Here is a 12,753-nt window from a genome sequence, read left to right on the forward strand (position 1 = left end):
GTCCCGGTGCGAACCGTTTTGATGTGCATCAAAGGAAGGTTGGAACGGAAACGTCGCCGCAAAAGGGCAGTGGCAGAGCACCGGCATGCAGCCACAACCCCTGGGCCAGGAACCACAATGCCAGCCCCAGGGTGGCGACCCCGGCGACTCGCCGCGCCGCCGGGCCGCGCAGACGCCGCAGCTGGCCACCGGCGACGCCGGCGGCGGCCACCGGGGCCACCGTGATGGCGCCGAACACCAGCATCACCAGGGCACCGCCTCCGGCGCCGCCGCTGGTGGCGGCCAGCAGCAGCGCCGAGTAGACCAGGCCGCAGGGCAGCAGCCCCCAGAGCATGCCGAGCGCCAGTGCCTTGTATGGGCGGTCCACGGGAATCAGCGCCGAGCGTGCCGGTTTCAGCCAGCGCCACAGGGCGGCGCCGGGGCGCTCCAGGGCACGCAGCGCGGCGCCGTTGCCGAGGAAATGCCAGGCCAGCAGGACCATCAGCAGGCCGGAGAACAGCGCCGGCCAGGCCGGGCCACCGGCGGGAAGCAGGTTGAGAAGACGGCCGCCCAGGGCACCGGCCAGGGCGCCCAGCAGGGTATAGCCACTGACCCGGCCCAGGGCGAACAACAACTGCCAGGCCCACAGGCGGCCGCCACGGCGCCGTGGCTCCGGGATCGCGAAGGTGAGCGCGGCGCCGATGCCGCCGCACATGCCCACGCAATGCACCATGCCGGCCAGGGCCAGCAGCGCGGCGCCGCCGATCAGGGGCAGCAGCGCTTCAATCATGGTCGCGGTCCTCGAACACGATGCGCCAGGCCTCGTGGTCCAGGTCTTCGAACTGACCCCGGCGGATGGCCCAGAACAGTGCCCAGATCGCCAGGGCCAGAAACAGCAGCGCCAGGGGAATCAGGAGAATGATGATGGCCATCGTGCCAGCCTCGCCGCGTTGAAGGTAACCAGAAGGGAACTGGCGGACATGCCCAGCGCCGCCGCCCAGGGCGGAATCCAGCCGGCCATGGCCAGCGGTACCGCGAGCAGATTGTAGCCCAGCGCCCAGCCAAGATTCTGATGAATGCGCCGCCGCGCGCGCCGGGCCAGGTCCGGCAGGGCCGCCAGGGCATCGAGCCGGGAATGCAGCAGGTACAGCCCCGCCGCCCGCCGCGCCAGGCTGGTGGCGTTGGCCGTGGCCACGGACACCGAGGCCTCGAGCAGGGCGGGCGCGTCGTTGATGCCGTCGCCGACCATCATCTGCGGACCCTCCGCGCGGCTCAGTTCGCGCAGCCAGGCGGCCTTGTCGTCCGGGGTCTGGCGCGCCCGGTGGGCGTCCAGTTCCAGGGTGCGGGCCAGGGCCGCCACCGGCGCTTCGCTGTCACCGCTGGCCAGCCGCAGGCGCCAGCCGCGAGCGCGTAGCGCGGCGGCCACCGGCACTGCCTCCGAGCGTACCCGGTCGCGCAGAAACAGCCGCAGGCGGGGCACGCCGTCCTCGCTGAGCATCAGCGTGGTGGCGGCGCAGGGCCCGGGGCCGTCCACCGGCGCCGGGCCGATTTCCCAGCGATGCCCGTGGCGCTGGCCTTCCGCGCCGTCGGCGCGTACGCGGATGTCGGTCACCGACCGGTCCGGGGCCAGCCCGTCGAAGGCCCGCGCCAGCGGGTGCGGGTGCCCCTGTTCCAGAGCGGCGGCAATGGCCAGCAGGGGCGCGTTGTCATCCGCTCCGGTGGCGCCGTCCGGGCGCTGGGAGCCGACCAGTTCGAAACAGCCTTCGGTAAGGGTGCCGGTCTTGTCGAACAGCACCCCGCGTACTTCGTTGAGGGCCAGCAGTTGGGAGGGCGAGGCGATCAGAACGCCCTCCTTGAGGGCGGCACTGAGGCTGGCGGAGACGGTTAGCGGTACGGCCAGTGCCAGAGCGCAGGGGCAGGTCACCACCAGTACCGCCAGGGTATGTTCGAAGGCCAGGGCCGGGCCGGCGGACCAGTGCAGGGCCAGGGTGATGGCGGCCAGCACCAGCACGCCCAGGGTGAACAGTGGGCCGACCCGGCCCCAGTCGCGCACCAGCGGCAGGCGCTCCTCCTCGGCCCGGGCCACCTGCTCGCCGATCCGCGCCACCAGACTTTCCGCCACCGGCGCCGCCGCGTCCAGGGTCAGGTCGCCCTCCAGTACCCGGGCGCCAGCCCGTACCATGGCGCCGGCGCTCACCGCCACCGGCAGCGGCTCGCCGGTGAGCGCGCTTTCCGCCACCCGGGCCTCACCATCCACCACGGCACCGTCCACCGGCACGGTTTCGCCCTGGGCCAGCCGCAGCCGGTCGCCGGCGCGTACCTGGCGGCTCGCCACCCAGGTCTCGCGGTCGCCGTCGAGGCGCCGCACCACCAGCGGCAGGGCGTCGCGAAGGCGTCGCCAGGCGGCCCGCACCCGGTGCCGCTGGCGTTGTTCCAGCCAGCGGCTGAGCAGCAGGAAAAACACGAACATGGCGGCGGAATCGAAATACACATGGCTGCCGCCCAGGGCCATGTTCACCAGGGAACCGGCCCAGGCCAGCCCCAGCGCCAGGGCCACCGGCAGGTCCATGCCCGGACGGCCGGCGCGCAGGCCGCGCCAGGCGCCTTGAAAGAACGGCCAGCCCGCGTAGAACACCACCGGCGTGGCGACCAGGAAGCTGGCGATGCGGAACACCCAGGCATAAACCTCGTCACCGCCTTCGAAGGCACCCAGATACAGCGCGGCGGAATACATCATCGCCTGCATGGCACCCAGGCCGGCCAGGGCCAGCCGACCGAGCAGCCGGCGCGCCTCGCGGCGCTGGCCGGCTTCAGCGGCCGGGTCGCCGGGCAGGGTCACGCCGTAGCCCAGCTTGAGCAGCCTTTCGGCCACCGCGCGCGGGGCTTCGGGGCGGTCGTGGACCAGGGTCAGGGTCATGGCGGCCAGATTGGTGCGCACCGAGACCACCCCGGGGATGTCGCTGGCGGCTTTCTCGATCAGCCAGCAACAGGCGGCACAGGTAAGGCCGGACAGGGCCAGGGTGAGACGCTCGCCAGCCGGGTCCGGCTGGCGGTGGGCGGCGAGCAGTTCCGGCACGTCGAACAGCGCCAGCGCGCGGTCACGTTCATCGCCGTCCGGCGCGGCGCCGCCGTCGGCGCCGCGCAGGCGATAATAATCATCCAGGCCGAGATCATGGATCAGGGCCATGGCGGCGGCGCAACCGGGGCAGCAGGCGGGGCGTTGGTCGACGTCGCCAAGCGCCAGAAACGGCGGGGTGGGGGCCACCTCGCCGCAATGCGCGCACAGTACGGTCACCGAGGCGCCTCCACGGCGCCCAGGCTCGCTCCATCGGGGCCCAGACGCAGCCGGTGGTAGAGGCGCCAGGCACCGTCCGGCGGCGCCAGGGTGACGTTCCATTCGCCGCCTTCGGGCAGAGCACCGTCGGCTTCATAGCGGCCTGCGCCGAGATGGCGCAGCTCCAGGTCACGGTCCCGGTCGGCGAAGGCCGGGTGGCGCAGCTTCAGCGTCAGCCGCTCCGGCCAGGGCACGGCGATGGCGCTGCGCATCAGCACCCGACCGTCGCTGTCCAGGCTGGCCGCGAGGCCCAGGCGGGCGGCGCGGTTTTCCGCCTCCAGGGACCGGTTGATGGCCTTGCCGTCACGGTACCAGTTATCGTCCACCGTACTGTCGGCGTAGGTGATGGCGATGGCCAGCGTCACCAGGCCACCGACGATCGCCGAGGCGGGCAGGGCGATCACCAGCCATACCAGCGGGTGCCGGTACCAGGGCGCCTCAGGAGCGCGGGGCGATAAAGCGGGATTCATGAGCCATCTCCATGTCGGGGGCGTCAGCATCGGCGCCTTGAACGGCGCGTACGTGGAAACGGATATCGGCGGATTGCACCGTGCCGGCGTAGGGATCGGCGCTCACCGTGACCGGCAGGCTGCGGTGCTCGCCGGGCCGCAGGGTGAAGTCGCGCGGACCGTTCACCAGGGTCAGGCCATCCGGGCCTTCCAGGGTCAGTTGGTAGCTGTGCGGGCTCTGATCCTTATTGAGGATCTCCAACCGGTAGCTGTTCTCGATGGTGCCGCTGCCGGTGACCCGATAGAGCTGGTTGCGGTCACGCAGTACGTCCACCTGCAGGGGCACCCGGGTCACCAGGCTGCCGGCGAACAGACCCACCAGGATCAGAATCACCGCGCCGTAGCCGAGCAGGCGCGGGCGCAACAGATGGGTATGGCGACCGTTGAGGGCGTTTTCCGTGGTATAGCGGATCAGTCCCGTGGGCCGATGGATACGCTCCATGACCTGATCACAGGCGTCGATGCAGGCGGCGCAGGTGACACATTCGTACTGCAGGCCGTCGCGGATGTCGATGCCGGTGGGGCAGACCTGCACGCACAGGCCGCAGTCCACGCAGTCACCGGCGGGCTCCTCGGCCTGCTTGCGGGCGCCACGCCGGCGCGGTTCGCCGCGCGCCTGGTCGTAGCTGACGATCAGGGTGTCGCGGTCGAACATCACGCTCTGAAAGCGCGCATAGGGGCACATGTAAAGGCACACCTGCTCACGCATGAAACCGGCGTTGCCATAGGTGGCGAAGGTGAAAAAGCCGATCCAGAACAGCGCCCAGCCGCCCACCTGGAAGGTGAAGAAGTCGGGCACCAGTTCGCGGATCGGCGCGAAATAACCCACGAAGGTAAGACCGGTGGCCAGCGCCAGCGCCAGCCACAGGGCGTGCTTGGCGAAGCGGCGCGCTATCTTGTCGAGGCTCAATGGCGCTTTATCCAGCTTGATGCGCTGGTGCCGGTCGCCTTCGAAGAACTGCTCGATGGCCATGAACCAGCGGGTCCAGGCGGTCTGCGGGCAGACATAGCCGCAATACACCCGGCCGGCGAACACGGTCACGAAGAACAGGGCCAGGGCGGAGATGATCAGCGCCCAGGCCAGGAACAGGAAATCCTGGGGCCAGAAGGTCAGCCCGAAGATGTGAAAACGGCGCTCCGGCAGGTCGAAGAGAATCGCCTGCCGGCCGTTCCAGGTCAGCCAGGGAAGCACCAGATAGAGCGCCACCACCACCCGTACACTGGCGTCGCGCAGACGCTGGTAATGACCCTTCACATCCTTGATCTGGATGCGCTGGCGCTTGGCGTAGAGCCCGCTGGCTTCGGGGTCGGGATGGGATTGCTCCACCGGGATACGGCGACCTGCGTTCATGGATTACTCCTCGTCGTTGCGCGACAAACCGTAGACATAGGCGGCGAGCACATGCAGTCGCTCGTCGGACAACACGCCTTCGTGCTTGGGCATGTGGCTGTTGCGGCCCTGGCGGATGGTGGTCTCGATATCCTCCAGTCGCGCGCCGTGCAACCAGATACCGTCGGTCAGGTTGGGGGCGCCGAGAGCATGGTTGCCGGTGGCGTCCTGACCATGGCAAGCGGCGCACACGGCGAACTTGGGCTTGGCCCGCTCCACCGCGGCGGCGACCTGCGGGTCGCTGGTCATGTCCGGCCGGCTCAGGCTTTGTACATACAGAGCCATATCGCGCACCGCCTCGTCGGTACCGCCGATGGCGGCGGCCATGGGCGGCATCATGCCGTTACGCCCGTTGGTGATGCTGGTAAGGATGGCGTCGGCGCTGCCGCCGTAGAGCCAGTCGTCGTCGGTCAGGTTCGGGTAGCCCTTGGCGCCGCGCGCGTCGGAGCCGTGGCAGATGGCGCAGTTGTTGGCGAACAGGCGTCCACCCACGTCGCGGGCTTCCGGGTACTGATGAAGCTCATCCACCGGAACCTTGGCGAACTGTTCGAACAGCGGCTCGGTGCGTTTTTCCACCAGCGCCACCTCCTGTTCCCACTGGGTCACGCTGCTCCAGTTGAGCAGACCGCCGAAACGGCCCAGCCCCGGGTAGAGCACCAGATAGACCACCGAGAAGATCAGCGTGCCGACGAACAGGAACAACCACCAGCGCGGCAGCGGCTGGTTACGCTCCTGGATGCCGTCGAAGCTGTGGCCGGTGGTCTCGTTTCGCGCTTCCTCCGGCGTCATCTTCAGATTGACCAGCAGCAGGATGGCGCAACCCACCAGGTTCAATACCACGATGGCGATGATGTAAACGCTCCAGAACTGGCTCATCAGTGGTCTCCCTCACGGTGGTCATGCTCGCTCCGGCGCACCGGGCCGAGCGGGTCGGTGTTCAGCGGAATTTCGCCCAGGCGCTGGTAGTCGCGCTTACGCGAGGGGCGGTAGACCCAGGCCACCAGGGCCAGAAAGGCGACAAAGAAAATCACCGTCAGTAAGGCGTGGTAGTTCATCAGCGTTCCTCCCGCCGGGCCTGGCCCAGGGACAGCAGATAGGCGACCACCGCGTCTTCCTCGGTGGCATCGGCCCATTCGCCGCGTACTTTCTGCATCTGTTCGTCGATGTCCTGGTCGCTATAGGGCACGCCGAACTGGTTCTTGAACACCTTCAGGGTGCGTTCCATGTGCGACCAGTCCACCGTGTTCTCCGCCAGCCACGGGTAGGCGGGCATATTGGACTCGGGCACCACCTGGCGCGGATCGCGCAGGTGCTCACGGTGCCACTGCTCGGTGATCGGCCGCAGGCCAACCCGGTCAAGGTCTGGACCAGTACGCTTGGAGCCCCACAGGAAGGGGTGCTCCCAGACGTCCTCGCCAGCCACGCTGTAGGGGCCGAAGCGCTCGGTCTCGGCGCGCAGCGGCCGCACCATCTGGGTGTGGCAGACGTGGCAGCCTTCGCGGATATAGACGTCGCGCCCGGCCATTTCCAGCGCCGTGTAAGGCCGCAGGGTGGCCATCGGCTCGGTGGTTGCTTTTTGCCAGAACAGCGGCACGATTTCCGCCAGACCGCCGAAGCTGACCGCCACCAGGGTGAGCACGATCATCAGGCCCACGTTCTTTTCGATTACCGAATGATAGTTGGCCATTGTTACGCCTCCGCCCCGACCAGATTGAGTTCACCTTCGTCGCTGCGCGTGCCGCGGATGGTCTTCCAGACGTTCACCGCCATCAGGATCATGCCGGCCAGGAAGATCACGCCGCCGATCAGGCGCACGATGTAGAAGGGCTGCCGCTCGGCCAGTTCCTGGACGAAGTTGTAGGTGAGGGTGCCGTCCTCGTTGACCGCGCGCCACATCAGGCCCTGCATGATGCCGGACACCCACATGGCGGCGATGTAGAGCACCGTGCCGATGGTGGAGAGCCAGAAGTGGGCGTTGATCCAGCGGACCGAGTACATGCGCTGGCGGTTGAACAGGCGCGGCACCATCACGTAGATGGAGCCCATGGTGATCATGGCAACCCAGCCGAGGGCGCCGGAGTGCACGTGGCCGATGGTCCAGTCGGTGTTGTGGCTCAGGGCGTTGACGGTCTTGATCGACATCATCGGCCCCTCGAAGGTGCTCATGCCGTAGAACGACAGCGCCACGATCAGGAAACGGATGATCGGGTCGGTACGCAATTTATGCCACGCACCGGAGAGCGTCATGATGCCGTTGATCATGCCGCCCCAGCTGGGCGCCAGCAGCACGATGGAGAACACCATGCCCACGGACTGCGCCCAGTCCGGCAGGCTGGAATAGTGCAGGTGGTGGGGGCCGGCCCACATGTACACGGCGATCAGCGCCCAGAAGTGGACGATGGACAACCGGTAGGAGTAGATCGGCCGCTGTGCCTGGATCGGCACGTAGTAGTACATCATGCCCAGGAAGCCGGCGGTCAGGAAGAAGCCCACCGCGTTGTGTCCGTACCACCATTGCACCATGGCGTCGATGGCGCCGCTGTAGGCGGAGTAGGACTTGGTCAGCGAGATCGGCACCGCGGCGCTGTTGACGATATGCAACAAGGCGACGGCGATGATGAAGGCGCCGTAGAACCAGTTGGCGACATAGATGTGGCTGGTGCGGCGCTTACCGATGGTGGCGAAGAACACCAGGGCATAGGCCACCCACACCACCGCCAGCAGAATGTCGATGGGCCATTCCAGCTCGGCGTACTCCTTGGCGCTGGTGAAGCCCAGCGGCAGGGAGATGGCGGCCAGGACGATCACCGCCTGGTACCCCCAGAACACGAAACTGGCCAGGCGCGGTAACGCCAGGCTGGTTTCGCAGGTACGCTGCACCACGTACAGCGACGTGCCGATCAAGGCACTCCCCCCAAAGGCGAAAATCACCGCGTTGGTGTGCAGCGGCCGCAGGCGGCCGAAGGTCAACCAGGGAATTTCCAGGTTGAGAGCGGGCCAGGCAAGCTGGGCGGCGATCCACACCCCGACCAGCATACCCACCACCCCCCAGATCACGGTGGCGACCGTGAATTGCCGCACCACCTTGTAGTGGTAGGCAGGCGTCAAAGCGGTGTCTTGCATGATGTTTCCCTTCTGATGAGCGGCCCGGACGGGCCCGATCAAGGCGGGTGAACGTTAACAGCGGGGGGGCTTGGAACCGTTGACATGGGTCAAGAGGGGAGGCGGCGAACACCGGGATTTTGCCGGTTGCCAAAGGTGGTTATAATGTGTACACCATAAACCGAAGGAGGCGGACCAGCCCATGCCCAAGCGCGATAAACCCCATACCCCGGCCGAACACGGCTATGAATTTTCCGAGCAAGTGGGGCATCTGCTGCGTCGGGCCTATCAGCGGCACACCGCCATCTTCCAGCGCCATAGCTGCGACAAACAGCTCACCGCCATCCAGTTCGTGACGCTGTGTACGCTGGTGGAACGGGGGGCCTGCTCACTGACCGACATCGTCCAGGCGACGGCCATTGACCCGGCCACGGTGCGCGGCGTGATCAAGCGGCTCAAGGCCAGGGACTGGATCGCGCTGTCCACCTGCGCCCAGGATCAGCGCAAGGTGATGGTGAATATCACCCAGCAGGGGGAGGATCTGGTGGAAGAAATGATACCGGCGGCGCAGCGTATCTCGGATCTGACCATGGAAAATCTGAACCCCGCCGAGCGGGTGGCCCTGCTGCACCTTCTGGCGAAGATGAGCGGGGCCCCCGACGACGATTAACGCCGGTAGGTGCGGCGCAGGTCGTCGCGCAGACGCACGAACCAGGGTGCCACCAGGGGCAGCAGGATGGCGCCCAGGGACATCAGCAGCAGGGTCAGGGCGATCGGACTGTTGATGAACACGTCCCAGGAGCCACGGCCCAGGATCAGGCTGCGGCGCAGGTTTTCCTCCAACAGCGGGCCGAGGATCAACCCGAAGGCCAGCGGCGCGGCCGGTAGCCGGAACAGGTTGAGCAGGTAGCCGATCAGGCCGAACGCCAGCATTACATAGACATCGGACATGGTGTTGCGGATCGCGAACGAACCGACCACGCACAACACCGCGATCACCACCAGCAGGATGTGGGAGGGAATGCGGGTCACCCAGGCCACCCAGCGCATCAGCAGCAGACCGATCACCAGGGTCAGGATCAACGCCAGGAAGAACGAGGAGTAGACGCCGGACACGAACTCCGGATTGTTGGCGAACAGCCCGGGGCCGGGACGCAGGCCGTGGATCAGCAGCGAACCCATGAGTACGGCGGTGATGGCGTCCCCGGGGATACCCAGGGTCATCATCGGGATCAGGGTGCCGCCGATGCTTGAACTGTTGGCCGATTCCGGCGCTACCACGCCCTCGGTAACGCCCTTGCCAAACTCATTCGGGCGTTTCGAAAAACGCATCTCCTGAGCGTAGGCGATGGCCACGGCGATCGCCGAGCCGGCGGCCGGAATGGCACCCACCGCGGCGCCGATGAAGGACCCCCGCAGCATCGTCTTCCATTGCCCGAGCAGCTCCTTCATGGGCGGCCACAGCCTGCCGATGGCGGGCATCACGCTTTTGGTGGAAGGGCGCCCGGCGCCGCCCAGGTTCTTCATTACCTCGGCGAAGCCGAACAGGCCCACGCACAGCGGCACCAGCTCGATGCCGCCCTCCAGCACCGGGCTGTCGAAGGTGAAGCGGGGGATGTCGGTGAGGCTGTCGAAACCGACCATGCCGCACAGCAGCCCCAGCCCGCCCACCATCATGCCGCGAATGGTCGAGCCCGGCGAGGCGTAGGCCAGCAGTACCAGGCCGAACACCGCCACGGCGGTGAATTCCGGGCTGCGGAATTCCATGGCGGCGGCGGCCAGCATCGGGGCCACCAGTACCAGAGCCAGCAGGCCGATCAATCCGCCCAGGGTGGATGAGACCAGCGCGTAGGTGAGCGCCTCGCCGGCGCGGCCGGAGCGGGCCATGGGGTAGCCGTCCAACTGGGTAACGATGGCGCCGGGGGTACCGGGAATATTGATCAGGATGGCGGAGATGGAGCCGCCGTAGACGCTGGCCACGAATACCGCGAGCAGAAACAGGATGGCCAGGTGCGGGTCCATGCTGAAACTGATGGGCAGAAGAATGGCCAGGGCCATGGTGGAACTGACGCCGGGCATGGCGCCCAGCACCACGCCGAGCACGGTGCCGATCACCGCCAGCAGCAGGCCCCAGGGAGACATCAGGGTGGTGCCCAGGGCGGACAGGAAATCATTCAGCATGGCATACCTCGTTAGCCGATTGGCACCTTGAGCACCGACACGAAGGTCACGTAGAGGAAGGCGCACAGCAACACGCCCAGAATCAGCCCGCTAAGCAGCGCGCGGCCCGCGCGGCCGGTACGTCGCCAGCTCAACCAGGCGGTCCAGGCGGCGCTGAAAACAAAGGTGGCGGGCAAGAAGCCGATCATGGCCACGCCCACGCACAAGGCGATCATGCTGAGCAGTAGAACCACGGCGGCGGGATGGTCGCCACGCTCCACGGAAGGGCCATCGGTCCGACCGGTGGCGAAACGGAAACATCCCTTGATCAGGATCAAGGCGGCGCCGACGGAAAGCAGGCTCAATACCAGTATCGGCAGGAACGCGGCCCCGGGATCGAGGCCCGCGTCCAGACTGGCCATAAGGCGCTTGCCGCTCAACACCGAGGACCAGCCGGCGGCGCATATGATCGCGAAGAACGCGCCGACGGCCAGGTCCAGCACCGGACTGGTTTGCGCGCTGTTGTCGCTGCCGGTGTTATCGGTGGGCTGGCTCATGACTTAGCCTTCGATCAGGTTCGCGTCTTCAAGGATCGCCTTCACTTCCTGGTTGCGTTTTTCCAGGTAAGCGCGGGTGGCGGCGGCGTCACGGGGCATGATCACCAGGCCCAGTTCGGCGGCTTTCTTCTGGAAGGCCTCGTCATTGAGCAGCGCGTAAAAGCCTTTCTCCAGCTTTTCGCGACGGTCTTCCGGCACGCCCTTGGGCAGGTAGAGCATGTAGAAGTCCTCGGCGATGAAGTCGTAGCCCTGTTCCTTGAAGGTGGGCACGTCCGGGGCGAACGGGTGACGTTCCTCGGCGGCGACGCCGATGATTTTCACCTTGCCGGCTTTGTGCTGTTCGGCCAGCAGCGGGATCGGCAGGGTAGTGGACATGACCTCGCCGGACACCAGCGCGGAGGCGGTGGGAGCGTAGCCCTGGTAGGGCACCTTGCTGAGCTTCACGTCGAAGTGATTTTCCAGCATGGTGGCGGCGATGTAGGAGAAACCGCCGGGGGAGTCATTACCGTTGATGATGGAACCGGGCTGCGCCTTCAGTTGCTCGATGTACTGTTTGACGTTTTCGATGCCGGTGTCCTTGGCCACCGCCAGGGAAGCCGGTTCGGGCCCGATGAAAACCAGCGGCTCCAGGTCTTCAAGAGGCGTGGCGTTGCGGTTCATGTAGCTTTGCGCGATGGCGTGGGTGCCCATCATACCGATGGTGTAGCCGTCCGGATCGGACTTCGCCACATGGCGCACGCCGTTGGAACCGGCGGCGCCGGTCACGTTGTTCACGACCATGGAAACGGGCAGGTTTTCCGGCGGTTTTTCCGCCATCAGGCGCGCGGCCAGATCATAGGCGCCGCCGGCCGGCCAGGGCACGACGATGGTGATGGGTTTGTCCGGGAATTCGGCCAGGGCGCGACCGGAAAGACCCAGCAGCATGGCCACGGCAAGCGTGGCGGTGGCGAGCAGTTTGACGATCTTCATGTTATTCCCCCTTCGAGGATAATTGGTTCAGGTGAGCGATGGCTTCGTCCATGCCAATGACGTCGCCGTACTTACTGTCGATATCGAACAGATTGGCTTCGTGGGGCGCGGGATGACGATCACCCACGGCTTCGCGGACCACGATCATCCGGAAACCGTACTGAAGTCCGTCCACGGCGGTGGCTCGAATACAGCCACTGGTGGAACAGCCCATCAGGATCACGGTATCCACGCCCAACGACGTCAGCGTGGAGGCAAGAGACGTGCCGAAAAACGCGCTGGCATATTGTTTGGTAATTACCAGTTCGTCCGCCGCCGGATTTACCGGCTGACAGAACTCCGCGTCCGGGTTGCCGTCCACCATGGCGCGCATCACGGGTGCTTTCTTCACCCAGACGCCGCCGTCCATCTGGCCTTCGCCACGGTAACGGATATTGGTATGAATCACTGGAATACCGCTCTGGCGAGCGGCTTCCAGCAGTCGCGGTGCATGATCCATCGCCTCCACCACGCCCGGCGCGTAGAGGGGGGCACCGGGACGGGTGTAAGCCTGAAGAAAATCCACCGCCACCAGCGCCGGGCGTCGGCCGAAGCCGACCCGGGTGCCCCAGACGCCTTGGTAGTTGCTGGCAAGATCGTCCTGGTTGCCGTTGGCCATGATGATTCTCCTCAGTAAGCGCCGGACAGCAGGGCCCCGGCGCCGGGAACGATGGGTTCCAGGTCCAGGGCCTTGAGCATTTGGTAGGTGGTGGC

General features: G+C 66.5%; 14 protein-coding genes. 1 reads left to right on the forward strand and 13 read right to left on the reverse strand.

Translation table 11 applies throughout. The features are described from left to right. Positions 1-28: 28 nt before the first annotated feature. Genes ACLD02_RS15215 through ccoN form a run of 9 tightly spaced genes read right to left on the reverse strand, consistent with a single transcriptional unit; the run spans position 29 to position 8,335 of the window. Positions 29-769 (reverse strand): sulfite exporter TauE/SafE family protein, encoded by a 741-nt coding sequence (locus tag ACLD02_RS15215; RefSeq protein ID WP_203099719.1) that lies wholly within the window; start codon positions 767-769, stop codon positions 29-31. Further along, entirely contained in the window at positions 762-911 is a 150-nt protein-coding gene (gene ccoS / locus ACLD02_RS15220; protein ID WP_203099717.1) for a cbb3-type cytochrome oxidase assembly protein CcoS, read from the reverse strand. Before ccoS ends, ACLD02_RS15215 begins: the two co-directional genes overlap by 8 nt. After that, positions 890-3,274 (reverse strand): heavy metal translocating P-type ATPase, encoded by a 2,385-nt coding sequence (locus ACLD02_RS15225; RefSeq protein ID WP_410299089.1) that lies wholly within the window; start codon positions 3,272-3,274, stop codon positions 890-892. Before ACLD02_RS15225 ends, ccoS begins: the two co-directional genes overlap by 22 nt. Continuing rightward, complete coding sequence (locus tag ACLD02_RS15230) at positions 3,271-3,783, reverse strand: FixH family protein (protein ID WP_203099713.1); 513 nt, start codon at positions 3,781-3,783, stop codon at positions 3,271-3,273. Before ACLD02_RS15230 ends, ACLD02_RS15225 begins: the two co-directional genes overlap by 4 nt. After that, positions 3,752-5,173: a cytochrome c oxidase accessory protein CcoG gene (ccoG, locus tag ACLD02_RS15235; RefSeq protein WP_410299090.1), complete on the reverse strand. Its 1,422-nt coding sequence runs from the start codon at positions 5,171-5,173 to the stop codon at positions 3,752-3,754. The genes ACLD02_RS15230 and ccoG overlap by 32 nt, the downstream gene beginning before the upstream one ends. 3 nt (positions 5,174-5,176) lie before the next feature. Further along, entirely contained in the window at positions 5,177-6,088 is a 912-nt protein-coding gene (ccoP, locus tag ACLD02_RS15240; RefSeq protein WP_203099709.1) for a cytochrome-c oxidase, cbb3-type subunit III, read from the reverse strand. Continuing rightward, positions 6,088-6,267: a cbb3-type cytochrome oxidase subunit 3 gene (locus tag ACLD02_RS15245; RefSeq protein ID WP_203099707.1), complete on the reverse strand. Its 180-nt coding sequence runs from the start codon at positions 6,265-6,267 to the stop codon at positions 6,088-6,090. The genes ccoP and ACLD02_RS15245 overlap by 1 nt, the downstream gene beginning before the upstream one ends. Beyond that, on the reverse strand, positions 6,267-6,899 hold the full coding sequence (gene ccoO, locus ACLD02_RS15250; protein ID WP_410299091.1) for a cytochrome-c oxidase, cbb3-type subunit II: 633 nt from the start codon (positions 6,897-6,899) through the stop codon (positions 6,267-6,269). The genes ACLD02_RS15245 and ccoO overlap by 1 nt, the downstream gene beginning before the upstream one ends. Positions 6,900-6,901: 2 nt before the next feature. Further along, positions 6,902-8,335: a cytochrome-c oxidase, cbb3-type subunit I gene (ccoN, locus tag ACLD02_RS15255; protein ID WP_203099703.1), complete on the reverse strand. Its 1,434-nt coding sequence runs from the start codon at positions 8,333-8,335 to the stop codon at positions 6,902-6,904. Positions 8,336-8,516: 181 nt separating this feature from the next. Here ccoN and ACLD02_RS15260 point away from each other — a divergent pair, with 181 nt between their 5' ends. Next, a complete protein-coding gene (locus ACLD02_RS15260) occupies positions 8,517-8,984 on the forward strand; it encodes a MarR family winged helix-turn-helix transcriptional regulator (protein ID WP_203099701.1) in 468 nt (155 codons plus the stop codon). On the opposite strand, the gene ACLD02_RS15265 is transcribed toward ACLD02_RS15260, so the two are convergent. The 4 genes from ACLD02_RS15265 to ACLD02_RS15280 are packed head-to-tail and all read right to left on the reverse strand — an operon-like array spanning position 8,981 to position 12,658. Next, positions 8,981-10,495: a tripartite tricarboxylate transporter permease gene (locus ACLD02_RS15265; protein WP_203099699.1), complete on the reverse strand. Its 1,515-nt coding sequence runs from the start codon at positions 10,493-10,495 to the stop codon at positions 8,981-8,983. The two genes, ACLD02_RS15260 and ACLD02_RS15265, sit on opposite strands and share 4 nt — an antisense overlap. 11 nt (positions 10,496-10,506) lie before the next feature. Then, a complete protein-coding gene (locus ACLD02_RS15270) occupies positions 10,507-11,031 on the reverse strand; it encodes a tripartite tricarboxylate transporter TctB family protein (RefSeq protein ID WP_203099697.1) in 525 nt (174 codons plus the stop codon). Positions 11,032-11,034: 3 nt separating this feature from the next. After that, a complete protein-coding gene (locus ACLD02_RS15275; RefSeq protein WP_410299092.1) occupies positions 11,035-12,000 on the reverse strand; it encodes a Bug family tripartite tricarboxylate transporter substrate binding protein in 966 nt (321 codons plus the stop codon). Position 12,001: 1 nt separating this feature from the next. Beyond that, entirely contained in the window at positions 12,002-12,658 is a 657-nt protein-coding gene (locus ACLD02_RS15280; RefSeq protein WP_203099694.1) for an N-carbamoylsarcosine amidohydrolase, read from the reverse strand. Between the last annotated feature and the right edge of the window lie 95 nt (positions 12,659-12,753).

Source organism: Alloalcanivorax sp. C16-2, assembly GCF_046507615.1.
Taxonomy (GTDB): Bacteria; Pseudomonadota; Gammaproteobacteria; order Pseudomonadales; family Alcanivoracaceae; genus Alloalcanivorax; species Alloalcanivorax marinus_A.